We start from the raw sequence: 23,389 nt of genomic DNA, 5'->3' as shown, positions 1-23,389 counted from the left end.
CGCTGGCTGGCTGTCTTGCAGACAGGCTGGCTGGCCAGTTGGCCCTTGGGTCTTTTCGTCGTTTGACCGTTTGCCGTTTGCCCTTTTGGCCGTTCGGCGGTTCGCCCGGCTGACGCGCCCCGTCCCGCGACCTTGGCGCTTCCGATGTCCAGGCGAGTTGCCCTGCCGATGAGCGGGCGCTCTGTCGTCCGTTCGCTCCAACATACCGACCCGCCTCCCGGGCGCATGATCGCCAGTGCGCAAGGCACTGCCTTTGCCGGCCTGCGACACTAGGGGCCGTTGCCCGGGGCGCTCAGATCGCCTCGGGCCTGCCCTCTGACTTTCCATTTCCTCTCGGTGCGCGACCTCGCCGCGCGCATGGGCTTGCAGATGTACATCGATTCCCACTGCCACCTCAGTTTCCCCGAGCTCAAGGCTCAGTTGCCCGACCTGCTGGCCGCCATGGCCGCCGCGCAGGTCACCGAGGCGATCTGCATCAGCACCACGATGGAGGAGTTCCCCGAGGTGCGGGCGCTGGCGGACGACCATGCCCAGCTGTGGGCGACGGTGGGCGTGCATCCCGACAACGAGGACGTGCATGAGCCGACGCTGGAGGAACTGGTGGCCGGCGCGGCCCATCCCAAGGTGGTGGCCATCGGCGAGACGGGTCTGGACTACTACCGGCTCAATGGCCGCAGCGTGGCCGACATGGAATGGCAACGCGAGCGCTTCCGCACCCATATCCGGGCCGCCCGCCAGACGGCCAAACCGCTGGTGATCCACACCCGCTCCAGTGCCGAGGACACGCTGCGCCTGATGCGCGAAGAGGGCGCCGACCAGCCCGGCGGCGTGCTGCACTGCTTCACCGAGACGATGGACGTGGCCCGCGCGGCGCTGGACCTGGGCTTCTACATCTCGTTCTCCGGCATCGTGACCTTCAAGAATGCGGCCGACCTGCGCGAGGTCGCCAAGATGGTGCCCGCCGACCGCATGCTGATCGAGACCGACAGCCCCTACCTGGCGCCGGTGCCCTACCGCGGCAAGCTCAACCAGCCGGCCTATGTGCCGCATGTGGCGGCGTTGATCGCCGATGTGCGCGGTGACTCCGTGGCGCGGGTGGCTGAGCAATGCACCGCCAACACCCGTCGACTCTTCAAGCTGCCGGCCGCCTGAGCCGGTGAGGACCTGTCCATGCGCCTGCCTGATCGGATCTTGCTGATGGGAATGTCTGGATGGTCCGGAGCGTCCGTGAGGTCCGGAACCTCCGGAACCTCCGGAAAGCCTGGAATTGTCGGAATGCCTGGACTGAGGACTGGACGCGCGGCGTCGACCGCCGCGCCCGCGACATCTCTGGCATCCATGGCGTCAAGCTTGGGAATGACCGCCGTCCTGGCCGCTGTCCTGGCCGCTGCGGGCTGGCCGGTCGACGTGCGGGCCCAATCTTCGGGCGCTGAGACGCCCTCTGCGGCAGGGCCGGCCGGTCCGGCGGGTGCCGGGAATCCGTCAGCGGCGACGCGCCCGCCCCAAACGGGGCCGCTGCCCGAGCTCCTGGTGGCGGCGCGCAACGACTACGGCGGCAAGGTGATGAGCCTGCTGCTGGCGGGCGCGGACCCCAATGCCTCGGATGGGCAGCGCAACACCGCGCTGCATGTGGCGGTCCGTGAGGAATCGCCCAGCGCGCTGGCGGCGCTGCTGAAAAGCCCGGCGGTGGACGTCAATGCCATCAACCAAGCCGGCGAAACGCCGCTGATGCTGGCGGCCCTCAAGGGGCAACTGGACTGGTGCCAGGCACTGGTGGCCCGCGGCGCGCTGGTCAACGATGCCGGCTGGTCAGCGCTGCACTATGCCGCTGCCGGCCCCAACGAGGCGGTGGTGCGCTGGCTGATCGGGCAGGGCGCCGCCCTGGATGCCCGCTCGCCCAACGGCACCACGGCGCTGATGATGGCCGCTGGCTACGGCGGCCTGACCAGCGCCGAGATCCTGATGGCAGCCGGCGCGGATGCCGCCCTGCGCAACGACCAGCAGATGACCGCGGCCGATTTCGCCCGTCGCGCCGGTCAGGACGAGCTGGCCGCCCAGTTGGACCAGCACGCCAAGGCTCCCCGGCCGTCGGCATCCACGCCCAAGACCCAGAAGTCACCCTGATCCTGCACGGCGCCCGGATCGGCACCAGCGCCGGGCGAGGCCGCAACGCGGCCGCAGTCGACTCGATCGGCAAGGAGGTGGGGTAGGGGATGTACGGCATGGGATGCCGTTCCCAATCCTGCTGGCGATCCGGATGGCGAGTCAAATGGCGGTTCCAATGGCGATCGCTCAGGCGATTGCTCTGGCGATTTCGCTGGCGCGCGATGCCAACTCCTGCCGGTTCTCCCCCCCCGCGCATCGCCCGCCCTGGGCCTTCCTGCCTGGCCTGCCGCATCCGGCGCCCTGACGCCGTTTTCCACCTGCTCCCGACGTCGCGCTCCTGGCGTAGACCGCAGCCAGCCCGTCGGCGCGGGCTCTGCGTCCGTACGCCGTGATGGGGCAATCGCCTTCAAGAACCTAGGAGTTCGTCTGACAAGGCGTTTGGCTCCCGACCCACTGTTGCGCCCCAGGTGCCAAACCTACAGTTCCCTCCACGCTGACCCTGCTGTCCGAGGTTCAGCGACCTGGAACCTCTCTGGCCCCCTCTTCTGGAGCGCAACATGCAGACCGAAGCCCAAGTTTTCGCCGCCAACCCGTTCGCGATGCTGCTGGACCCTGCACGGGTCGTGCAGGAAATGGGCGCCTCCGAACGTCTGCAGCGCCTGCGCAGCCGCATCTACCGCCCGCTGGACAAGCCGCTGATCGCGCATGTCGACGGTGACGACCAAGCCAGCTTCGATGAAGAAATCGATGCGATCGAGCTGACCGATGCCGAGCTGGCGCCGCTGGACCTGGACGCCGCCGGCTCCGACGCTGCGCTGTCCGTCTGACGCATCGGGGAGGAGATCCGGCGGGTTTTGTCGGCGCTGTCTGACTCACGCTTCCGACAGCCGACTACACCCGCCGACCTCGACACTCCCTAGCATGGAACTAACGAAGCCCTTCATGCCAATGCCGCGAAAAACGCCGCACGCATGCAACGACTCGGGAGACCTCCATGCCACATGCCCCCGCCACCAGCCAGACGCCGCTGACCTTGCGGCACCCAGGATCGACGCGTCGAGCGACGTTCTGCCCTGAGACCCATCGCCCCCTGCATACCGGCTTCGCTCCGCGCGCCGGTTGGGTATTGACGCCGCTGCTGGCATTGGCGCTGGTCGCCACCGGATGCTCCTCGATGAGCGAACGTGAGCGCGGCACCGCCCAGGGCGCGGCGGTAGGCGCGGCTGCGGGCGCCGTCATCGGCGGCGTGACGGGCGGCAAGGTGGGGACGGGCGCCGCTGTCGGTGGCGCGATCGGCGCGATCGCCGGCAACCTCTGGTCCAAGCGCATGGAAGACAAGCGCGCGGCGCTGGCGCAGGCCAGCCAAGGCACCGGCATCGAGGTGGCGCGCACCCAGGACAACCAGATCAAGATGAATGTGCCGGCGGACTTCTCGTTTGATGTCGGCCGCGCCGACATCAAGCCCTCCATGCGTCCGGTGCTCGATGAAGTCAGCCGCAACCTCGATCCCGAAGTGCGAGTGACCATCGTGGGCCATACCGACGGCACCGGCCCGGCAACGATCAACGATCCACTGTCCCTGGACCGCGCCGAGTCGGTCCGGGAATACCTGGTGAACCACGGCGTGCAGCGCGGTCGACTGGTCGTCGAAGGCCGAGGCGCCAGGGAACCCCTTGCCAGCAATGCCACCGAAACCGGCCGAGCGGCGAATCGTCGGGTGGAAATCTACTTGTCTCAACCGGCCACTTGAGCCACCATCGATCTGGGAGTGAGTCATGTCTACTTTCTTCCTTTCCCTGTCGTCGGTCGGATCCCGGTCCGGCCGTCATGGCGCCTGCACCCTGTCAGGCGCTGTATTGGCGGCGATGCTGTTGCCCGCCGGGTTGGCCTGTGCGCAGGCCACCTCGTCGTCCGAGACCAGCTCGCTGGATGACCATGTGGCGCTCAATGGCCACAGCCTGAACGAGCGCGTTCAGGTGCGGCCGTCGGCCCGCCTCTCGGTCACCCAAAGCGCGGCCCAACCGCTGGCCACGGCCGGACAGTCCGGTGCCGTCGGCAACTGGTACGGTCGCGACGCCCTTGCCCGGCAGACGATGGTGTGGGGCCAGCCCTTCGCAGCGCGTGGTTTGCGGGTCGGGCTCGGCGTCGAGCAGCGCGGTGCAGCGATCGGCGGCGGTCTGTATCAGACGCCCTACCAGGGCTGGCGCGCGGGCGCGTCAGGTGACACCGGTCTGCTGGTCGGGCTGGCCATGCCGACCGGGCCGCGGTCGCACGTCTTCCTGCAGACGCCGCTGGTGGAGGGGCAGCCCACCGGCTATGACGACTTCAACCTCTCCGGACGCGATCCCGCGGCCTCCGCCCGCCAGGTGCGGGTGGGCATGGTGTTCAACTCCAAGAAGGCCTATGCGGACATCCGCAAAGGGCTGCGGATGGAGCTGAGCGGCCAGTCGTCGCTGACGTTCCGGCCACGCGGCGGTGGACGGGTGGGGGTGACTTTTCAGAAGATCTGGTGAAACGACAGGCCGGGCACGGGCCCGCGTCGGCACCGTGGACACGCAAATGCCGCTTGAAGAAGCGGCATTTTGCTGGGCGGTCGTCGGGCCCTGCACGTGGCCGTCGACAGCCAACACCGTATGCCGTTCGACGCGCTTGAACAGGCCTCGACGCAGAGGTGGCAGTCTGGACGAGAGAGACATCGCGCTGCACGTGGGCCGTACCTCGGCCACCGGAGGTGCCTGGCATTGCATTCAAGCGCAACTCGTCATGACGCCTGGCTTGCCAGCCACGCCGGTGGCGCACCCAACGAAAAAAGCCGCTCCGAAGAGCGGCTTTCATTCGAATCCGAGCGCCCTGCGGCGCCCGGAGTCCGGCCAATCAGGCTTGCTTCTTGGCGCGGCGACGTTGCGCCACACCCAGGCCAGCCAGGGCCAGGCCGACCAGGGCCAGGCTGCCCGGTTCCGGCACATTGATCACCAGCGAACCGTCCAGCGTGGATTGACGGATCAGCGAAGAGCCGGTGTTCCACAGTTGGTCAGGCGTCGGGATCGGGGGATCCACGTTGGTGTCCAGCACCCAGCTCACCGAGATCGGGCTGGCCATCCAGTTGCTGTACAGCGAGCCCTTGCCTTCGCCGGAGTTGAAGAAGTTCTGAACGAAGGAGTCGCCACCAGCGTAGCTGTAGTCGACATAGCCCTTCACGCTCAGGTTGGCCAGCGCGATGTCGGAATCGTCGACGATCAGACGCAGCACTTCCTTGCCGTTGTTCGGGTCGGTCGCAGCGCTTTGATAGAACACGCTGAACACACCGGTGGTGTAGTCCACGTAGTCCGACAGGCCGTCACCGTTGCTGTCGATCGTCGTGCCGACGATCTGGTAGCTGTAGGTCAGACCCCAGGCACCGCCCACGCCGCCGATCGCACCCGTCCCGTACTGCGGGAAGGCCACGCCGCCGGTGAAGCCGTTCAGATCAGGCGCCGACGGGTTGTTCAACGCGTCGATGTTGTTCTGAGACGGCGCGTTCGCATAGTTGAACGACTCGGTACCGCCCGACAGGGTCGGGTGGTTGCCGGCGCTGAAGCCGTAGAAGTTCATGATCGACGGAATGTTCGTGTCGATCACGGTGGTGCCCGGCAGCGTCGGGTCGCCCAGGTAGATGGACGTCGCCAGCGTGCCGCTGTAACCCAGCTGGGTGAAGTTGGCGGTGCGGGTCGAACCGTTGGGGTCCAGATTGAAATCGTGACCGGTGTCGATGTACAGCGGGGCTGCCATCGCCGGCACCGCTGCCACCACCGCCAGTGCGGCCAGTGCGAGCTTTGCTTGCTTGAACATGTGTTGCTCCTTAAATCCGTCTTGCCAGATGCGCGTCCGAAGCGGGCGTGCCCGGCTTCTGCCCAGTCATTAAAGCGACAAGCGTGCCAAGTACTCATCCACCTTTGAAATCAATGACTTGACATTTACTAACGTGAATTCTTCGGGGGTGTTGTCAAGTTTCTCGACAAGGCCCATCCCCCTAGTTGTAGGGGGTTCGGCCCTCGCGGGCCAAGGCAACAAGGTTGCCACCAGGCGGCGCGCTTGCGGCGCCGCACGGCCGGTTCAACTCCGGGCGCGACGCCACGGCCGCCGGGCATACTGCGTGAATTCATCAAAGCCGCCCGAGCGGCCAGGGAGACGTCATGAGCACCGTCAGCCGATCCGGCGAGGGGCCCGCATCCGCAGCGGCTGCCACTCCCGGCTTCACCTTCGACTACGACCGCGCCTTCTCTCGCAACATCGGTTGGGTGACGAAGGACGAGCAGCAACGCCTGCGTCGCGCGCGCGTCGCGGTGGCGGGACTGGGCGGTGTGGGCGGTGCCCACGTGCTCGCGCTGTCGCGTCTGGGCATCGCGAATTTCCACATCGCGGACTTCGATGAGTTCGACGTCCACAACATGAACCGCCAGGTGGCTGCCTTCATGTCCACCATGGGGCGGCCGAAAATCGACGTCGTCGCCGAGATGGCCCGCGACATCAACCCCGAAAGCCAGATCCGTCTGTTTCCGCAAGGGGTCAACGACGACAACCTCGACGAGTTTCTGAAGGGCGTCGATGTGTATGTCGACAGCCTGGATTTCTTCGTGCTGGAAACCCGTCGCAAGGTATTCAAGCGCTGTCGCGAACTCGGGATTCCGGCCATGACCGCCGCCCCGCTGGGCATGGGCGCCGCCTTCCTGTATTTCAGCCCCACCGGCATGAGCTTCGAGGAATATTTCAAGGTCGATGGCCGGCCCAGCGAGGACCAGTACGCGCGATTCATTGCCGGCCTGTCGCCGGCGATGCTCAATCGGCGCTATCTGGTGGTGCCGGAGGCGGTGAACTTCAAGGAACGCCGCGGCCCCTCGACTGGCATGGCCTGCGAGTTGTGCGCCGGGGTGATGGGCACGAATGTCCTGAAACTGCTGCTCCAGCGTGGCCCGTTGCGCGCGGCGCCGTGGGGACTGCATTTCGATGCCTATCGCGGAATACTCAAGCAGACGTGGCGCCCGGGTGGGAATGCCCACCCTTTGCAGCGGTTGCTGGTGAGTTTGATCAAACCCGTGCTTCGGGGCCGCTGATGGGGCTGAAGACCGTAGGGAAGCCGCCCGTTCATGAACGGCGTTGGGACCACGCTCGCACGCGCCGGATCACAGATTGACGACGATCTGTAAAAGGTCCGTCAAAACGTAGGGCGGCGGGGCTGAAAACCACAGCCGTCGGCGGCCTGGAGATACTGAATTCACCGCTAGCACGGAAACGCTTCACGCCCGGAATGAGGCGCCCTCAGTCCAGGGGGTTCCATACCCGGCGGCGCTGAGGTGCAATCCGGCTAGCTTCCTGAGGGGTGGACATGAAGAAGATCGGATCGATTCGTCAAGCTGTTCAGCACGGCGTGGAGGGTGTGGCGCACGGCGTGACGCTGGCTGTGGCGCGTCTGAAGGCCCGCGGCGGCGCCGTCGGCCTTGTGGCTGCGGCCATGGCGACCAGCCTGGCATTGGGCGGCTGCTCGACCGGCAAGTTCCCGCCGGCGCCGGTGGCGGCCGGGCAGGCGGACTACAGCTATGTGGTCGGTGCCGGAGACAACCTGAACATCATCGTCTGGCGCAATCCCGAACTGTCCACCACCGTGCCGGTGCGTCCGGACGGCAAGATCGCTGCGCCGCTGATCGATGAGCTGCCGGTGCAGGGCAAGAACTCGGTCCAGATCGCCCGCGACATCGAGAAGACACTCGGCAAGTACGTCCGCGACCCGGTGGTGACGGTCATCGTCACCAGCTTCGTCGGTCCGTACAGCGAGCAGATCCGCGTGGTCGGCGAGGCCGCCAAGCCGCAATTCCTGCCCTACAAGCAGAAGATGTCGCTGCTGGACGTGATGATCGCCGTCGGCGGTCTGACCGATTTCGCCGACGGCAATGCCGCCACCATCCTGCGCACTGCCGAGGGCAACAAGCAGTACTCGGTGCGGCTGAAGGACCTGATCCGCCGTGGCGATGTGTCGGCCAACGTCGAGATGCGTCCCGGCGACATCGTGATCATTCCGCAGAGCTTCTTCTGATGCAGCCCGTCGCCGGGGCGGATCTCCGGCGTCGATCGGCCGGTCTCGCCTTGGCGACCGCGCCGTTCCGGTCATTGGACCGGTTGAACCCGAACGGTTGAAGAGAGACCGCCGCATGGATTCCCTGATCGCGCAACTGATGGCCGTCTTCAAGCGGATGTGGCGCTACCGCTGGCCAGGCCTGATCACGTCGTGGATCGTCGCGTTGGTCGCGGCCGTGGTGGTGTTCGTCGTGCCGGACCGCTACGAGGCCAGCGCCCGGGTCTATGTGGACACCCAATCCATCCTCAAGCCGCTGATGTCCGGCGTGGCGGTGCTCTCCAACACCGAGCAGCAGGTCAACATGCTCAGCCGCACGCTGATCAGCCGGCCCAATGTCGAGAAGCTGGTCCGCATGGCCGACCTGGACCTGCGCGCCACCTCCAAGTCCGACCAGGAAGCGCTGATCGAGCGAGTCACCCGCAACCTGTCCATCCAGACCGCCGGCGGCAGCACCAACAACCTCTACATCCTGTCCTACCGCGATTCCTCGCCGGACGTCTCGAAGAAGGTGGTGGCCTCGCTGCTGTCGATCTTCATGGAGTCCAGCCTGGGCGCCACCCGCAAGGACAGCACCACCGCTGCGACCTTCCTCAACGAGCAGATCAAGAACTACGAGACCAAGCTCGAAGAGGCCGAGACCCGCCGCAAGGAATTCCGACTGCGCAACCTGCAGCTCACCGCCTCCGATGGCAAGGACTCCGCCTCCCGCCTGGCGGACGCCAATGCCCAGCTCGAGGCCGCCCGGCTGTCCCTGCGCGAAGCGGTCAGTGCCCGCGACGCGGCCAAGCAGCAACTGGACCTGGACCTGAAGCGCAACAGCAGCGGCAGCAGCTTGCAGAGCCTGATGCAGGAGAGCTCGCAGAAGCTGGCCACGCCCGAGATCGACGGCCGCATCGACGGCCTCAAGCGCAACCTCGACCAACTGCAGCAGCGCTACACCGACCAGCATCCTGACGTGATCAACACCCAGCGCCTGATCAAGGATCTGGAAGCCCAGCGTCGCAAGGAAGTGGCCGATCTGCAGAAGGCCGCTCTGAACAATCCGACCGCTGGCGGCGGCCGTGCCGACAGCCTGACCTACCAGAACATGGCCCAGGTGCTGGCAAACAAGGAAATCGAGGTGGCCCAGTTGCGGGGTCGCGTCGACGAACTGCAGGGCCGCTATGTGCAGGCGCAGGCGGCGATCAAGCTGGCCCCGCAGCTGGAGGCCGAGTTCGCCCAGCTCAACCGCGACTATGAGGTCATCAAGAAGAACTACGAGGAGATGGTCTCCCGGCGTGAATCGGCGTCACTGTCGACCGACCTGGACAACACCTCCGGCGTGGCCGACTTCCGCATCATCGACCCGCCGCGCGCCTCGACCAAGCCGGTCGCACCAAACCGGCTGGTACTGATGGCGGCGGGCCTGGTGGTGGCCTTGCTGGCCGGCCTGGTGGCGGCCTTCGCCGCGAGCCAGCTGCGCCCGGTGTTCCATGATCTGAATGAACTGCGCCAGCGACTGGAGCTGCCCATCCTGGGCGCGGTCTCCCGCCAGGAAACGCCGGAAGACCGGCGCCGGGCCAAGGTGGACCTGCTGCGCTTCGGCGTGGCCTCGGGCAGCCTGGTCAGCCTGTATGCGCTGGGATTGATCGGCATGGCGATCTGGCTGAGCCGGCAGGTGGGGTGATCGAATGACAAGCCTGATCGAACAAGCCGCCGAGCGGCTGGAACAACTGAAGCGGGCCGGCGTGGACGTCGGCCTGCCGTCGGTGCCGGCCGCTCACAGCGCCGCTCCCGCCACGGTACCTGCTGCTGTGCCTGCTGCTGCACCCGCCACCGCCACGGCCCACGCCGTCCCGGTCTCCGAGGCGGCCACGATGCCGGCCGCGCCGGTGTTGCCGCCCGCCCAGCCGCTGCCCCAGGCGCCGATGATTGCGCGCAGCGCGCCGGATGTCGGCTCCAAGCGGGTCGAGCTGGATCTGGAGGCGCTGGCTGCGCAGGGGTTCCTGACCCCGAACGCGCCGCGCAGCTTCCTGGCCGACCAATACCGCAACATCAAGCGTCCGCTGATCAAGAACGCCATGGGCAAGGGCGCGTCCACGCTCAACCATGCCAACCTGATCATGGTCACCAGCGCCTTGCCGGGCGAGGGCAAGAGCTTCACCTCTTTGAACCTGGCGATGAGCATCGCCGCCGAGTTCGACAACACGGTGATGCTGGTGGATGCCGACGTCGCCCGTCCCTCGATGCTGCGCATGCTGGGCCTGCCACCCGGCCCCGGCCTGCTGGACGTGCTGGAGAAGGAAGCGGACATGTCCAGCGTCCTGATCAAGACCAATGTCGACAAGCTGACCCTGCTGCCCAGCGGCCGCCCGCATGCCCGCGCCACCGAGCTGCTGGCCAGCGATGCGATGAGCGCGTTGCTCGACCACATGGCCAAGCGCTATCCGGACCGGATCATCATCTTTGATTCGCCGCCGCTGCTGCTCACCACCGAATCGCGGGTGCTGGCCTCCCACATGGGCCAGATCGTGGTGGTGGTGCAGGCCGAGCGCACCCCGCAAAGCGCGGTGCAGCAGGCGGTGGCCACCATCGAAAACTGTCCGCTCAAGATGCTGCTGCTCAACCAGGCCAGCAGCAAGAGCGGTGCCGGTTATGGCTACGGCTATGAGAACGGCTACGGCTACGGCTATGGCTACGGTGACCACCGGGGCCAGGCCGGCGCGTCGGACAAGGCCTGACACGATGCCGCGGTTCGTCGCCCTCGCTCATCCCTACCGTGGCCTGGCCGCGGCCTGCCTGTTGATGGTGGCCACGCTGGGCGTGCAGGCGCAGTCGGAGGAGGGCGATGCCACCCGCCGCCTGGGCACCACGGTGACGCCCCGCATCGGCCTGTCCGAAACCTGGACCGACAACCTGACCCTGGCGCCGGATGGCCAGCGCGACCGCGCGCTGATCACCACCGTCTCGCCCGGGCTGACCGTCACCAGCCAGACCGGCATGGTGCGCGGCGTGCTGGACTACACGCTGGACGGCCTCATCTACCTCAAGAGCGAGCAGAAGAACCGCCTGCAGAACCAGCTCAACCTGCGCGGCAATGCCGAGCTGGTGCCGCGGGCGCTGTTTGTCGATGTGCAGGGCAACATCAGCCAGCAAAGCATCTCAGCCTTCGGTCAGCAGTCGGTCAGCAACCAGCTCGACAGCCCCAACCGCACCGAGGTGCGGACCTGGTCGGTGACGCCCTACTGGCGTGGGGCACTGGCCGGCGTGGCGACCTTCGAGTTGCGCGCCAACGGCCAAATTCGCACGTCCACAGAAAGCGGCGGCGCCGGCGCCAATGCCGGCGACAGCAAGGAAGGCTCGGTCAACTTCAGCCTGGCCGGACCGCAAGGCCGTCTGCTGAACTGGGGCCTGCAGGCCAACACCCGCCGCATCCATTACGACCAGACGGGCCTGGACAACCGCAGCTCCAGCGCCGTGGCCTCGCTGACCCTGGTCCCCGACATCGATTGGGCCGCCGGCCTGAACGCCGGCCGCGAGCGCAGCGATTTCCTGGGCAAGGACACCAGCACCATCTACGGCGCCAGCCTGAAGTGGACGCCGTCTCCGCGCACCACCTTCAATGCCGACTGGCAGCACCACAGCTACGGCAACAGCCACAACCTGCTGGCGGAACACCGCATGACGCAGTTCGTGCTGCGCGTGACCAGCTCCGAGAGCGTGAGCAGCGGCGGCTCGCCCACCGGGCAGATGAACAACTACCAACTGCTGGACCTGCAGTTCACCAGCATCGAGCCCGATCCGGTCCGTCGCGACACCATCGTGCGGGCGACGCTGGCGGCGCTGGGCCTGAGCGCGGATGCGATCACCAGCAACGGCTTTGTCGCCAACACCGCCATGCTGCAGCGACGCACCGATGTCTCGCTGGCCTGGACCGGTCCACGCCTGACGCTGACCCTCTCGGCCAACGACAACACCAGCCGCCGCCTGGGCGTGGCGCCGACCGGCAGCGGCGGCGACCTGGCGTTGACCGACAACGTGCGCCAGCGCGGCGCCACGCTGAGCGTCTCCTACCGGTTCACCCCGTTGGCCACCGGCACGATGAGCTACACCCGGCAGCACAGCTCCGGCGACGGCGTGACCGTGGGCAGCGGACTGCGATCGCTGTTTGCCACCACCACGATCCGGCTGGGTCCGCGGACCGATGCCACCGTCGGCCTGCGCCAGACCCGGTCCGAGGATCAGTTCCTCGCCTACCGCGAGAACGCGGTGTATGCGCAGCTCTCGCAGCGCTTTTGAGCAGTCAACTTCATGTATGAGGCCTTCTACGGGCTGAGCAGCAAGCCTTTCCAGCTCAGCCCCGATCCCAGTTTCTATTTCGGCAGCAAGCAGCATCGCCGCGCGAAGGCGTATCTGGATTACGGCGTGCTGCGCAGCGACGGCTTCATCGTCATCACCGGCGAGATCGGCGCGGGCAAGACCACCCTGGTGCGCGGCCTGCTCGACAGCCTGAACCGCAGCAACGTGGTCATCGGCAATGTGGTGACCACCCAGCTCGATGCCGAGGACACGCTGCGCCTGGTGGGCGCCGCCTTCGGTGTGCGGGTCAAGGACCTGCCCAAGAGCGAACTGCTGATGGCGCTGGAGGCCTTCTTCGTCAGCGAGGCCAGCCGCGGCAAGCGCTGCCTGCTGATCGTCGACGAGGCCCAGAACCTCACCGCGCGCGCGGTGGAGGAACTGCGCATGCTGTCCAACTTCCAGTTCGGCAACCAGTCGCTGCTGCAGACCTTCCTGGTCGGCCAGCCGGAGTTCCGCGCCATCTTGCAGCGGCCCGAGATGGAGCAGTTCCGCCAGCGCATCGCGGCGAGCTGCCACATCGGTCCGCTCGACGAGGAAGACACCCGCCGCTACATCGAGCACCGGTTGCGCTGCGCCGGCGCCGACGGCAAACCGACCTTCGACGACGAGGCCTTCTCCACGCTGCACATCGCCAGCCAGGGCATTCCGCGCCGGATCAACACCTTGTGCGATCGCCTGCTGCTGCTGGGCTTCATGGCCGAGCGCACCCATCTGACGGTGGCCGATGTGGAAGAGGTGGTGGCTGACCTGTCGCGTGAATCGGCCTTTGCGCCGCCGCCAGCGACCGAGCCGGTGACCGCCGGTGTGAGCGCCTCGGGCGCCGCCGCCGGGAGTGGAGCGCGCCAAGGCCGCTCCGCTGAAGGCGAGGTGGGCGTGGATTTGGATGTCGGTCTGCTGCGCCGACAACTTGGGGCGGCGGGCCTGGATGCGGGAGCGCTGTCTGAGGAGCTCGCCGGCCTGGGCCTGGACGGCCAGGACGCCCGGCTGCAACGCATCGAAGACAGCCTGCTGCGACTCGAACGCATCAACCAGCAGACCTTGGCGCTGCTGCAGAAACTCGTGGGAGCGGTGCGGTCCTGAGGGCCGATCGCAGCGAACAGGAAGGCCACGACATGACACACCCAGCCACCGGTCCGGCGCGGACCTCGGGGTCCCCCTCGGCTCCGCCATCGCCATCAGTTCCGCCATCGACATCGCCATCCGGTGCGGCCACGCATGCCCGCATCCGCAATGCGATGAGCATCGATGTGGAGGACTATTTCCAGGTCTCCGCCTTCGCGCCCTACATCGACCGCGCCGACTGGGCGTCGCGTGAGTGCCGGGTGCAGCGCAACATGGCGCGCATCCTGGACCTGCTGGATGCCGGCGGCGTGAAGGCCACCTTCTTCACCCTGGGCTGGATCGCGCAGCGTTATCCGCAACTGGTGAAGGACATCGTGGCCCGTGGTCATGAGCTGGCCAGCCACGGCTTCGGCCATGAGCGTGCCAGCGACCTCAGCCCGGCTGCCTTCCGCGAAGACATCCTCAGTGCCAAGCTGCTGCTCGAGGACCTGGGCGGCGTGGCGGTGCAGGGCTACCGGGCGCCGAGTTTCTCGATTGGCAAGGACAACCTCTGGGCCTTCGATGTGCTGGCGGACTGCGGCTATCGCTACAGCTCCAGCGTCTATCCGATCCAGCATGACCACTACGGCATGCCCGACTCGCCGCGCTTTCCGTATGAGGTGCGGCCCGGCCTGACCGAGGTGCCGGTGACGACGCTGCGCTTTCGCGGCAAGAACTATCCCAGCAGCGGCGGCGGCTGGTTCCGGCTGCTGCCCTACGGCATGACCCGCTGGATGATCGAACGCTTCAATCGCATCGAAGGCCGCAGTGCGGTGTTCTATTTCCACCCGTGGGAGATCGACACCGAGCAGCCGCGCATCGCCGGCATCGATGCCAAGACCCGCTTCCGTCACTACGTCAACATCGGCCGCACCGAGGCGCGCATTGCGCAGTTGCTGGCCGATTTCGACTGGGGTCGCATGGACGAGCTGTTCCTGCCGGCGCCGTCCGCGTCCTCCACCGAGGCCGCCAGCACCGCCGCAGCGACCGCGGCCCCGACGCCCCAGCCGAGGGTGGCATGAGCAGTTCAGGTTTGACCGCCGTGCCATCGGGATCGATCGCCACGGCGGCGGTGGCGTCCGCCGCGGTTCCCGCCGCTGCGCCGGTGGCGGTTTCCGCTGCCGTGCCTGCTGCTGCGCCGGCTTCCGGCTCTGAGGCTATCGGTCACACCGACGCGCCGCTGCAGGTGCATCAACTGGCCATCGATGACGTCGACACCGCGCGCCGCTGGGACGCGTTCGTGCAGGCTTGCCCATCGGCCACCTTCTTTCATCTGTCGGCCTGGCAGCGCATCCTCAAGACGCAGTTCAGGCATCGCGGCTTCTTCTTCTATGCCGAGCGCAACGGGCGCATCGAAGGCGTGTTGCCGCTGGCGGAGAACAAGAGCCGCCTGTTCGGGCATGCGCTGGTGGGCCTGCCGTTCGCGGTGTACGGCGGCGTGGCGGCGGAGACCGATGCCGCGGCTCAGGCGCTGGAGGAAGCGGCCCAGGCGCAGGCCCGCGCGCTGCGGGTGCAGCATCTGGAGCTGCGCAATGTGCAGCGCCGCCATGAGGACTGGCCGCATCAGGACCTGTATGTGACCTTCCGCAAGGAGATCCTGCCGGAGGAAGAGGCCAACCTGCTGGCCATCCCGCGCAAGCAGCGCGCCATGGTGCGCAAGGGCATCAAGAACGAGCTGAAGGCCGAGATCGATCGCGGCGTGGACCGCTTCTTCGCGCTGTATGCGGACAACGTCCACCGCCACGGCACACCGGCGATGTCCAAGCGCTATTTCCAGTCGCTGCTGGACACCTTCGGCGAGGCGGCCGAGGTGTTGATCGTCACCGATGCGCAGGGCACGCCGCTGTCCGGCGTGTTGAGCTTCTACTTCCGGGACGAGGTGCTGCCGTACTACGCCGGCGATGCGGTCGCGGCGCGCGACCTCGCGGCCAATGACTTCAAGTACTGGGAGCTGATGCGCCGGGCCTGCGCCCGCGGTCTCAAGGTCTTCGACTACGGCCGCAGCAAGCACGACACCGGCTCCTTCGCCTTCAAGAAGAACTGGGGTTTCGAGCCCACACCGCTGCATTACGAGTACTGTCTCTATGAGCGCGATGCGGTGCCGCAGAACAATCCCAGCAATGCCAAATACCAGCTGATGATCAAGGCCTGGCGCAAGCTGCCGATCAGCGTCGCCAACTGGCTGGGGCCGCACATCGTGCGCAGCCTGGGCTGAGCGGCGTCCGCGCCGCCGCCCCCACGCCACGCCACAAGGACGTTCATGGCCCGCATCCTCTACCTGGTTCACCGCCTGCCTTATCCGCCCAACAAGGGCGACAAGCTGCGCTCGTACCACCTGCTCAAGCACCTGGTGGCCAGCCATGAGGTGGTGCTGGGCAGCTTCATCGACGACCCTGAGGACTGGGCCCATCTGCCCGCCGTGCGCGCGCTGTGTGCCGACAGCTTCGTGGCCGGACTGAATCCGCTGCGCACCCGGCTCGCGAGTCTGCGGGGCCTGTTGTCCGGCGAGGCGTTGAGCCTGCCGTACTACCGCCATCGCGCCATGCGCGCCTGGATCGCCCGCATCGCCCGCGAGCAGCGCTTCGATGCGATCGTGGTGTTCTCTTCCACCATGGCGCAGTACGCGCTGCAACTGCGCGAGGTGGCGGGACCGGTCCCGATGCTGGTGGATTTCGTCGACGTCGATTCGGCCAAGTGGAGCGACTATGCCAAGGCGCGTCGCTGGCCGATGTCCTGGCTCTATCGCCGCGAGGGCCAGGCCTTGCTCGCCTATGAGCGGCAGGTGGCCGATCAGGCGCGCTGCTCGTTCTTCGTGACCGAAAGCGAGAAGGCGCTGTTCCAGCAACTGTCCGGCACCACGGCCAAGGTCGAGGCGCTGTGCAACGGCGTGGACAGCGGCTACTTCGCGCCGCTGCCGCTGCAGCCCAGTCCCTTCGATGCCGATGAGTTGCCGCTGGTCTTCACTGGCGCGATGGACTATTGGCCCAATGTCGATGCGGTGCAGTGGTTCGTGGCCCAGGTGCTGCCGGAGTTGCGTCGGCGCTGGCCCAAGCTGCGCTTCACCATCGTCGGCCGTGCGCCGACGCCGGCTGTCCTGGCGCTGGCCGGCGATGCAGTGCGGGTGACCGGCACGGTGCCGGATGTGCGGCCCTACCTGCAGCATGCGGTGGCGGTGGTGGCACCGCTGCGCCTGGCGCGCGGGGTGCAGAACAAGATCCTGGAAGCGATGGCGGTCGGCCGCCCGGTGGTGGCGGCCCGCAGCTGCGTGGAAGCGTTGGACGCCAACGGTGTGCAGCCGGGCCAGGACCTGCTTTCGGCCGATGACGCCGAGGACTATGTCGATCTGGTGCATGCGCTGCTGTGCGCGCCAGCGCGGGCCCAGGCCATCGGCCAGCAGGCTCGCGAGCGGGTGCTGCGCCAGTTCAGCTGGCAGGCCCATCTCTCGCAGCTGGATGCCTACCTGCCGCCCGCGGCCGTGACGGTGCCGACGCCGCTGGCCAGTGTCGCGCCCGCCATGCAGGGGCTGGGGGCGTGACCGTGGCCATGCCTGAGCAGCTGCGTTCCGGCGGTTTGCCGGTCGCCTGGCGACGGCCGTTGCTGGTGCTGTTGCTGTTGACGCTGGCCGTGCTGCTGTTCTATCGCCAGACGGCGGCAGGCATGGTGACGATCTGGTGGCGTTCGGGGACCTTCACCCATGCCTTCCTGGTGCCGCCGATCGCGTTGTGGCTGGCCTGGCGCCGCCGCGTCATGGTGGCGCCGCTGGTGCCGCGGCCGCAGCCCTGGGTGGCCTTGCCGATCGCGCTGCTGGGCCTGGTCTGGCTGTTTGCGGATTTCGCGGCGGTGAACGCGGCCACCCAACTCGCGCTGGTGGCCATGCTGGTGCTGCTGGTGCCGGCGGTGCTGGGATGGCGGGTGGCCCGGGAGATGGCGTTCCCGCTGGCCTTCCTGTTCTTCTGCGTGCCCATCGGCGAATTCCTGCTGCCGCAGCTGATGGACTGGACCGCCCACTTCACCGTGCTGGCGCTGCGGCTCAGCGGCATCCCGGTCTATCAGGAAGGGTTGCAGTTCATCATTCCCAGCGGCCAATGGTCGGTGGTGGAGGCCTGTTCCGGCGTGCGTTACCTGATCGCTTCGCTGATGGTGGGCACGCTCTACGCCTACCTCAGCTATCACTCGCTGCGCCGTCGGCTGGCCTTCATCGCCTTCGCACTGGCGCTGCCGCTGGTCGCGAACTGGGCGCGGGCCTATCTGATCGTGCTCATCGGCCATCTGTCCGGCAACACGCTGGCAGTGGGCGTGGACCACCTGATCTATGGCTGGGTGTTCTTCGGCCTGGTGATGATGGCGATGTTCCTGATCGGCGCGCGCTGGTCGCAGCCTGATCCGGTGCTGGTGCCGCCACCGGCGGAACGGTCGCTGTCGGGTGCCCCGTCGGGCGCGTCGTTGCAGATGCCGCTGGCGGTGCTCGCGCTGACGGTGGTCATCGTGCTGCCGCAAGCGCTGGGGCTGTGGTTGCGGCAGGCGGTCGGCCAGCCGGTCGACGCGCTGCCCGTGATCGCCGCCGCACCCGGCTGGGAAGCGGTCCCGCTGCCCGAGCCCGCCTGGTCGCCGGGCTTCGACGGCGCGAACGCCCGCCTGCATCAGCAGTTCCGGCATGGCGACGACCCGACGGTCGGACTGCATCTGCAGTACTTCCGTGACCAGGACTACGAACGCAAGCTGGTCAGTTCCAGCAATGCGGTGGTTGCGCCGGAGGACAAGCATTGGGCGGTCGTCTCCCGTGCCACTGCCGCCGTGCTGCTGCCGCAAGGGCAGATGCCGTTGATCAGCACCCAGGTGCGGGCCGCGTCGCTGGATGCGATGACCGCGCCCCGGATGCTGGTCTGGCATGTCTACTGGCTGAACGGCCAGACCCAGGTCAGCGGCTGGCGGGCCCGCCTGCTCGGCGCCTGGCAGCGGCTGCGCGGTCAAGGCGACGATGCGGCCCTGATCCTGATCTACACCGCGCAGGACGAGGCCGCACCGCAGCGCCTGCAGGCCTTCCTGCAACAGCACTGGCGGATGATCGACAGCGACTTGCATCGGGTGCGCGACGCATCGCGCGGCGAGCCGGCCCAGCGTGACCGCCAGGGAATGACCGAAGTCGGAACCGGTGAGGCTGCCGGCGCCGCCGAGGGCGCCAGTGCGCCCGCCGTGTTCACCGCCACCTCATCCGCCGCCTCATCCGCCGCCTCATCCGCCGCCTTGCCTGCCGGCACCGGTGCCTCCGACAGTCCCCAGGCCTCCGGAGTGACGCCATGACCGCCGACCTGAGCATGGCGCAGGCCCAGACCGGTCGCGGTGATCGGCGGCCGCTGGTGCTGCATGTGATGTACCGCTTCGACACCGGCGGGCTGGAGAACGGCGTCGTCAACCTGATCAACCACATGCCGGCGGACCGCTATCGGCATGCGATCCTGGCCCTGACCGAGATCACCGACTTCCGCCAGCGCCTGCAGCGCGACGATGTGAGCTTCCATGCGCTGCACAAACCGCCCGGGCAGGGCTTCTGGCTGTATCCGACGCTCTATCGGCTGTTTCGCGAACTCAGGCCGGCGGTGGTGCACAGCCGCAATCTTGCGGCGCTGGAAGTGCAATTGCCCGCCTGGCTGGCCCGGGTGCCGGTGCGGATTCACGGCGAGCATGGCCGCGATGTGGGCGACCTGGACGGTCGCAATCGGGCCTATCAACGGGTGCGTCGGTTCTACAAGCCCTTCGTGTCGCATTACATTGCGCTGTCGCGCGATCTGGGCGAGTACCTCACCGGTCCGGTGGGCGTGGCGCCGGCGCGGGTCAGCCAGTTCGTCAACGGGGTGGACACCCAGCGCTTCCAGCGTGAGGCCGGCGACGCGTCGGCGCGGCAGATTCCGGGATGTCCGTTCGATCCGCAGCAGCATTGGCTGATCGGCACCGTGGGCCGCATGGCGCCGGTGAAGGATCAGTTGATGCTCACCCAGGCGTTCGTGGCGATGCTGTCGGCCGCGCCGGAGCTGCGGGCCCGGGCGCGGCTGGTGATGATCGGGGAGGGGCCGCTGCGGGCGCAGTGCCAGGCGCTGCTGGATCAGGCCGGCCTGAGCGAACTCGCGTGGCTACCGGGCGAGCGAAGCGATGTGCCGGCGGTGATGCGCGGGCTGCATGTGTTTGCGCTGCCGTCGATGGCCGAAGGCATTTCCAACACCATCCTGGAAGCGATGGCCAGCGGCCTGCCGGTGGTGGCCACCGAGGTTGGCGGCAATGCGGACCTGGTGTCGGCCCAGATCAGCGGACTGCTGGTGCCGGCCGGCGAGCCGGGACCGATGGCCACCGCGCTGCTGCGACTCACCCGTGAGCCCGCCCTGGCGGCCAGCATGGGCGAGGCCGGTCGTCAGCGGGTGGAGCGAGACTTCAGCATGCGGGCCATGGTGGCCCGCTACCAGGGGCTGTATGACCGGTTGCTGGGGCGCGAGGGCGGAGCGGGCCGAACCGGCGGAACTGCCGGAACCGGCCAAAGCAGCCAACCAGGCTGAGCGGCCCCGACAGGCCGAGCGAACAGAACAGACGGAACGGGAACGACCATGTGCGGAATCAGCGGCATCTTCGACATCCGGGGCCGGCGCGACTTCGACGCCGCCCTGATGCATCGCATCAACGACACGCTGCATCACCGTGGCCCGGACGAGGGTTCGGTGCATCTGCAGCCCGGCGTGGCCTTCGGCCATCGGCGGCTGTCGATCATCGACATCGCCACCGGCCAGCAACCGCTGTTCAATGACGCGGGCACGGTGGGCATCGTCTTCAATGGCGAGATCTACAACTACCAGGCGCTGATGGACGAACTGCAGGGCCTGGGCTTTCGCTTCCGCACCAAGAGCGACACCGAGGTCATCGTGCATGCGTGGTCGGCCTGGGGGCCGGACTGCGTGCAGCGCCTGCGCGGCATGTTCGCCTTCGCGCTGTGGGACCGCGCCAGCGATTCGCTGTTCATGGCGCGCGACCGGCTGGGCGTGAAGCCGATGTTCTATGCGCCGCTCGATGACGGCCAGGTGGTCTTCGGCTCCGAGCTGAAGGCGCTGCTGGCGCATCCGCTGCTGCGCCGCGACATCGATCCGCAGGCGGTCGAAGAGTATTTCGCGCTCGGTTATGTGGCCGAGCCGCGCACCGTGTTCCGCCAGGCGCTGAAGCTGCCGCCGGGGCACACCCTGTGGATCCGCCGCGGTGAGCCGGTCGGCCAGCCGCAGCGCTACTGGGATGTGCATTTCACCCTGGATGCCCGCATCGACGAGCAGCAGGCGCAGGAAGAGCTGCTGCGCCGCCTGCGGGAGTCGGTCAAGCTGCGCATGATCGCGGAAGTGCCGCTGGGGGCCTTCCTGTCCGGCGGGGTCGATTCCAGCGCGGTGGTCGCGATGATGGCCGGCGAAAGCAGCGGGCCGGTCAAGACCTGCTCGATCGCCTTCGACGATCCGCAGTACAACGAATCCGAATTCGCCCAGCAGGTCGCGGACCGCTATCACACCGACCATCACGTCGAGATGGTGCAGAGCGACGACTTCGACCTCATCGACACCCTGGCCCGTCTGTACGACGAGCCCTATGCGGACAGCTCCGCCATCCCCACCTACCGCGTCTGCCAACTGGCCCGCAAGCATGTGACGGTGGCGCTGTCGGGCGACGGCGGTGATGAGAGCTTCGGCGGCTATCGGCGCTACAAGCTGCACATGATGGAAGAGCGCATGCGCGCCAGCCTGCCGCTGGGCCTGCGCAAGCCGCTGTTCGGTACGCTGGGTCGGCTCTATCCGAAAGCCGACTGGGCGCCGCGCGTGTTCCGTGCCAAGACCACCTTCCAGGCCCTGGCCCGCAATTCGGTGGAGGCTTACTTCCACACCATGTCGGTGATCCGGGATGCCGAGCGCATGCCGCTGTACAGCGCGCGCTTTAAGTCGGAGCTGGGCGGCTACAACGCCCGCGAGCTGTTCCTGCGGCATGCGCAGCGCGCCAACACCGACGATCCGCTGGCGATGATCCAGTACCTGGACACCCACACCTACCTGGTGGGCGACATCAACACCAAGGTGGACCGCGCCTCGATGGCCCATTCGCTGGAGGTGCGCGAGCCGCTGATGGACCATGAGCTGGTGGAATGGCTGGCCACGCTGCCGTCCCACCTGAAGCTGCGCGGCGGCGAAGGCAAATACCTGTTCAAGAAATCGCTGGAGCCGCATCTGCCGCGCGATGTGCTGTATCGGCCCAAGATGGGCTTTGCGGTGCCGCTGTCGCGCTGGTTCCGCGGGCCGCTGCGCCAGCGGGTGCGGGGCTCGCTGCTCGGCGGTCCGTTGGCCGACACCGGCTGGTTCGATCTCAAGGCGGTCGGCCAGTTGGTCGAACAGCATGAGAACGGCAGCCGCGACCACAGCACGCCGCTGTGGACGCTGCTGATGTATGACGCGTTCCTGCGCAATGTGATGGGCGCCGCACCGATGCGCCAGGCGGCATGACCGGCTCGGCCGGAACGACAGCTCACGCATGAAGATCCTCTATCACCACCGCACCGCGTCCAAGGACGGTCAGGCGGTCCACATCGAAGAGATGATCGGCTCGCTGCGGGCCCTGGGCCATGAGGTCCTGGTCGTGGCGCCGGGCGGGGAATCCGCGCCCGAGGAGAAGTCCCGCATGGGCGACGACGTCGGCTGGGTGCAGCGCCTGCGTGCGCGGCTGCCCAAATGGGTCTACGAGCTGCTGGAGCTGGGCTACTCGCTGCATGCCTATCGGCGTCTGGCGGCGGCGGCCAAGGGCTTCCAGCCCGATGTGATCTATGAGCGCTACAACCTCTACCTGCTGGCCGGCCTGATGCTCAAGCGCCGGCTGGGCGTGCCGCTGCTGCTGGAAGTCAACGCGCCGCTGGCCGATGAACGTGAGCGCTTCGGCGGCTTGGCGCTGCCGCGGCTGGCGCGCTGGGCGGAACGGCGTGTCTGGCGCGGCGCCGATGCGGTGCTGCCGGTGACGCAGGTGCTGGGTCGGATGATCGAAGCGCAAGGCGTGCCGGCCCAGCGGCTGGTGGTGATTCCGAACGGCATCAACGAGGCCCACTTTGCCGCCGCGCCCACGCCCGACGCCGCCAAGCGCGCGCTGGGCTGGGAGGAGGCGCTGGTGCTGGGCTTCACCGGCTTCGTGCGAGACTGGCACGGCATGGACCGGGTCATCCGCTGGATGGCCAGTCCCGCCGCGCCCGCCAATGCGCGGCTGCTGCTGGTGGGCGACGGCCCGGCTCGGGCGGAGCTCGAAGCGCTGGCGCGCGAGCTGGCGCTGGGCGAGCGGGTGCGCTTCACCGGGGTGATCTCGCGTGACGAGGTGCCGCGCCATGTCGCGGCCTTTGACATCGCGCTGCAGCCGGCGGTGGTGGCTTATGCCTCACCGCTCAAGCTGTTCGAGTACCTGGCCCTGGCCAAGGCGATCGTTGCCCCGCGCCAACCCAACATCGAAGAGGTGCTGGACGACGACCGCAATGCGCTGCTGTTCGATCCCGAGCAGCCGGGCGCACTGGAAGCGCTGCTGGCCCGCCTGGCCGGTGATGAGGCGCTGCGCCTTCGCCTGGGCGAGGGCGCCCATGCCACCATCGCCCGGCAGCACCTGACCTGGCTGGGCAATGCGGAGCGGGTGGTGACCCTTGCGCAGTCGCTGCGTGCGGCACCGCGCGCGGCCCTGGGTGATGCGAAGGCCTGA

Annotated in this window: 19 protein-coding genes; 18 read left to right on the top strand and 1 reads right to left on the bottom strand. The window is 67.6% G+C overall.

Annotation, left to right across the window (positions count from 1 at the left end; all coding sequences use genetic code 11):
- The first annotated feature begins 369 nt into the window (after window positions 1–369).
- From N4261_RS16995 to N4261_RS16975, 5 genes are all read left to right on the top strand, one after another.
- On the top strand, window positions 370–1,152 hold the full coding sequence (locus N4261_RS16995) for a TatD family hydrolase (protein WP_261760744.1): 783 nt from the start codon (window positions 370–372) through the stop codon (window positions 1,150–1,152).
- Window positions 1,153–1,356: 204 nt separating this feature from the next.
- Window positions 1,357–2,124 (top strand): ankyrin repeat domain-containing protein, encoded by a 768-nt coding sequence (locus tag N4261_RS16990; protein WP_261756464.1) that lies wholly within the window; start codon window positions 1,357–1,359, stop codon window positions 2,122–2,124.
- Window positions 2,125–2,663: 539 nt separating this feature from the next.
- A complete protein-coding gene (locus N4261_RS16985) occupies window positions 2,664–2,933 on the top strand; it encodes a hypothetical protein (protein WP_261756463.1) in 270 nt (89 codons plus the stop codon).
- A gap of 167 nt (window positions 2,934–3,100) precedes the next feature.
- The gene (locus N4261_RS16980; protein WP_261756462.1) at window positions 3,101–3,856 is read left to right on the top strand and encodes a YiaD family glycine zipper/OmpA-like lipoprotein; all 756 of its coding nucleotides are present in this window, start codon (window positions 3,101–3,103) and stop codon (window positions 3,854–3,856) included.
- A 25-nt stretch (window positions 3,857–3,881) separates the two neighbouring features.
- The gene (locus N4261_RS16975; protein ID WP_261756461.1) at window positions 3,882–4,619 is read left to right on the top strand and encodes a hypothetical protein; all 738 of its coding nucleotides are present in this window, start codon (window positions 3,882–3,884) and stop codon (window positions 4,617–4,619) included.
- Between the two features lie 361 nt (window positions 4,620–4,980).
- On the opposite strand, the gene N4261_RS16970 is transcribed toward N4261_RS16975, so the two are convergent.
- A complete protein-coding gene (locus tag N4261_RS16970) occupies window positions 4,981–5,934 on the bottom strand; it encodes a PEP-CTERM sorting domain-containing protein (protein WP_261756460.1) in 954 nt (317 codons plus the stop codon).
- A 344-nt stretch (window positions 5,935–6,278) separates the two neighbouring features.
- On the opposite strand from N4261_RS16970, the gene N4261_RS16965 reads away from it, so the two are divergent.
- From N4261_RS16965 to N4261_RS16905, 13 genes are all read left to right on the top strand, one after another.
- The gene (locus N4261_RS16965) at window positions 6,279–7,196 is read left to right on the top strand and encodes a ThiF family adenylyltransferase (RefSeq protein WP_261756459.1); all 918 of its coding nucleotides are present in this window, start codon (window positions 6,279–6,281) and stop codon (window positions 7,194–7,196) included.
- Between the two features lie 398 nt (window positions 7,197–7,594).
- Window positions 7,595–8,173, top strand: coding sequence for an XrtA/PEP-CTERM system exopolysaccharide export protein (locus tag N4261_RS16960; protein ID WP_261760743.1), 579 nt, complete (start codon window positions 7,595–7,597; stop codon window positions 8,171–8,173).
- Window positions 8,174–8,288: 115 nt separating this feature from the next.
- Window positions 8,289–9,881 carry an XrtA system polysaccharide chain length determinant gene (locus N4261_RS16955; RefSeq protein WP_261756458.1) on the top strand — a complete coding sequence of 531 codons (1,593 nt, stop codon included), beginning with the start codon at window positions 8,289–8,291 and terminating at the stop codon, window positions 9,879–9,881.
- A 4-nt stretch (window positions 9,882–9,885) separates the two neighbouring features.
- Entirely contained in the window at window positions 9,886–10,935 is a 1,050-nt protein-coding gene (locus N4261_RS16950; protein ID WP_261756457.1) for an XrtA-associated tyrosine autokinase, read from the top strand.
- 4 nt (window positions 10,936–10,939) lie between these two features.
- Window positions 10,940–12,493 carry a TIGR03016 family PEP-CTERM system-associated outer membrane protein gene (locus N4261_RS16945; RefSeq protein WP_261756456.1) on the top strand — a complete coding sequence of 518 codons (1,554 nt, stop codon included), beginning with the start codon at window positions 10,940–10,942 and terminating at the stop codon, window positions 12,491–12,493.
- A gap of 12 nt (window positions 12,494–12,505) precedes the next feature.
- Complete coding sequence (locus tag N4261_RS16940) at window positions 12,506–13,633, top strand: XrtA/PEP-CTERM system-associated ATPase (RefSeq protein ID WP_261756455.1); 1,128 nt, start codon at window positions 12,506–12,508, stop codon at window positions 13,631–13,633.
- Between the two features lie 155 nt (window positions 13,634–13,788).
- A complete protein-coding gene (locus tag N4261_RS16935) occupies window positions 13,789–14,676 on the top strand; it encodes an XrtA system polysaccharide deacetylase (RefSeq protein WP_261756454.1) in 888 nt (295 codons plus the stop codon).
- Window positions 14,673–15,869: a FemAB family XrtA/PEP-CTERM system-associated protein gene (locus N4261_RS16930; RefSeq protein ID WP_261756453.1), complete on the top strand. Its 1,197-nt coding sequence runs from the start codon at window positions 14,673–14,675 to the stop codon at window positions 15,867–15,869. Before N4261_RS16935 ends, N4261_RS16930 begins: the two co-directional genes overlap by 4 nt.
- Window positions 15,870–15,914: 45 nt before the next feature.
- A complete protein-coding gene (locus N4261_RS16925) occupies window positions 15,915–17,189 on the top strand; it encodes a TIGR03087 family PEP-CTERM/XrtA system glycosyltransferase (protein WP_261756452.1) in 1,275 nt (424 codons plus the stop codon).
- Between the two features lie 8 nt (window positions 17,190–17,197).
- Entirely contained in the window at window positions 17,198–18,955 is a 1,758-nt protein-coding gene (gene xrtA / locus N4261_RS16920) for an exosortase A (RefSeq protein ID WP_261756451.1), read from the top strand.
- Window positions 18,952–20,199 (top strand): TIGR03088 family PEP-CTERM/XrtA system glycosyltransferase, encoded by a 1,248-nt coding sequence (locus N4261_RS16915; RefSeq protein ID WP_261756450.1) that lies wholly within the window; start codon window positions 18,952–18,954, stop codon window positions 20,197–20,199. Before xrtA ends, N4261_RS16915 begins: the two co-directional genes overlap by 4 nt.
- Before the next feature lie 48 nt (window positions 20,200–20,247).
- Complete coding sequence (locus tag N4261_RS16910; protein ID WP_261756449.1) at window positions 20,248–22,164, top strand: XrtA/PEP-CTERM system amidotransferase; 1,917 nt, start codon at window positions 20,248–20,250, stop codon at window positions 22,162–22,164.
- A gap of 28 nt (window positions 22,165–22,192) precedes the next feature.
- The gene (locus N4261_RS16905) at window positions 22,193–23,389 is read left to right on the top strand and encodes a glycosyltransferase family 4 protein (protein ID WP_261756448.1); all 1,197 of its coding nucleotides are present in this window, start codon (window positions 22,193–22,195) and stop codon (window positions 23,387–23,389) included.

Source organism: Roseateles amylovorans (assembly GCF_025398155.2).
Classification (GTDB): domain Bacteria; phylum Pseudomonadota; class Gammaproteobacteria; order Burkholderiales; family Burkholderiaceae_C; genus Roseateles; species Roseateles amylovorans.
Note: the sequence above shows the minus strand (reverse complement) of the source record. Positions and strands in the feature narration are given on the sequence as shown.

What these genes read in the sequence shown, in the direction of transcription:
- N4261_RS16930 (WP_261756453.1), top strand. Translation starts at nt 14,673, where the DNA reads ATGAGCAGTTCAGGTTTGACCGCCGTGCCATCGGGATCGATCGCCACG.
- N4261_RS16960 (WP_261760743.1), top strand. Translation starts at nt 7,595, where the DNA reads ATGGCGACCAGCCTGGCATTGGGCGGCTGCTCGACCGGCAAGTTCCCG.
- N4261_RS16985 (WP_261756463.1), top strand. Translation starts at nt 2,664, where the DNA reads ATGCAGACCGAAGCCCAAGTTTTCGCCGCCAACCCGTTCGCGATGCTG.
- N4261_RS16965 (WP_261756459.1), top strand. Translation starts at nt 6,279, where the DNA reads ATGAGCACCGTCAGCCGATCCGGCGAGGGGCCCGCATCCGCAGCGGCT.
- N4261_RS16925 (WP_261756452.1), top strand. Translation starts at nt 15,915, where the DNA reads ATGGCCCGCATCCTCTACCTGGTTCACCGCCTGCCTTATCCGCCCAAC.
- N4261_RS16915 (WP_261756450.1), top strand. Translation starts at nt 18,952, where the DNA reads ATGACCGCCGACCTGAGCATGGCGCAGGCCCAGACCGGTCGCGGTGAT.
- N4261_RS16945 (WP_261756456.1), top strand. Translation starts at nt 10,940, where the DNA reads ATGCCGCGGTTCGTCGCCCTCGCTCATCCCTACCGTGGCCTGGCCGCG.
- N4261_RS16955 (WP_261756458.1), top strand. Translation starts at nt 8,289, where the DNA reads ATGGATTCCCTGATCGCGCAACTGATGGCCGTCTTCAAGCGGATGTGG.
- N4261_RS16950 (WP_261756457.1), top strand. Translation starts at nt 9,886, where the DNA reads ATGACAAGCCTGATCGAACAAGCCGCCGAGCGGCTGGAACAACTGAAG.
- N4261_RS16970 (WP_261756460.1), bottom strand. Translation starts at nt 5,934, where the DNA reads ATGTTCAAGCAAGCAAAGCTCGCACTGGCCGCACTGGCGGTGGTGGCA.
- N4261_RS16940 (WP_261756455.1), top strand. Translation starts at nt 12,506, where the DNA reads ATGTATGAGGCCTTCTACGGGCTGAGCAGCAAGCCTTTCCAGCTCAGC.
- N4261_RS16995 (WP_261760744.1), top strand. Translation starts at nt 370, where the DNA reads ATGTACATCGATTCCCACTGCCACCTCAGTTTCCCCGAGCTCAAGGCT.
- N4261_RS16935 (WP_261756454.1), top strand. Translation starts at nt 13,789, where the DNA reads ATGAGCATCGATGTGGAGGACTATTTCCAGGTCTCCGCCTTCGCGCCC.
- N4261_RS16980 (WP_261756462.1), top strand. Translation starts at nt 3,101, where the DNA reads ATGCCACATGCCCCCGCCACCAGCCAGACGCCGCTGACCTTGCGGCAC.
- N4261_RS16905 (WP_261756448.1), top strand. Translation starts at nt 22,193, where the DNA reads ATGAAGATCCTCTATCACCACCGCACCGCGTCCAAGGACGGTCAGGCG.
- N4261_RS16910 (WP_261756449.1), top strand. Translation starts at nt 20,248, where the DNA reads ATGTGCGGAATCAGCGGCATCTTCGACATCCGGGGCCGGCGCGACTTC.
- N4261_RS16990 (WP_261756464.1), top strand. Translation starts at nt 1,357, where the DNA reads ATGACCGCCGTCCTGGCCGCTGTCCTGGCCGCTGCGGGCTGGCCGGTC.
- N4261_RS16975 (WP_261756461.1), top strand. Translation starts at nt 3,882, where the DNA reads ATGTCTACTTTCTTCCTTTCCCTGTCGTCGGTCGGATCCCGGTCCGGC.
- xrtA (WP_261756451.1), top strand. Translation starts at nt 17,198, where the DNA reads ATGCCTGAGCAGCTGCGTTCCGGCGGTTTGCCGGTCGCCTGGCGACGG.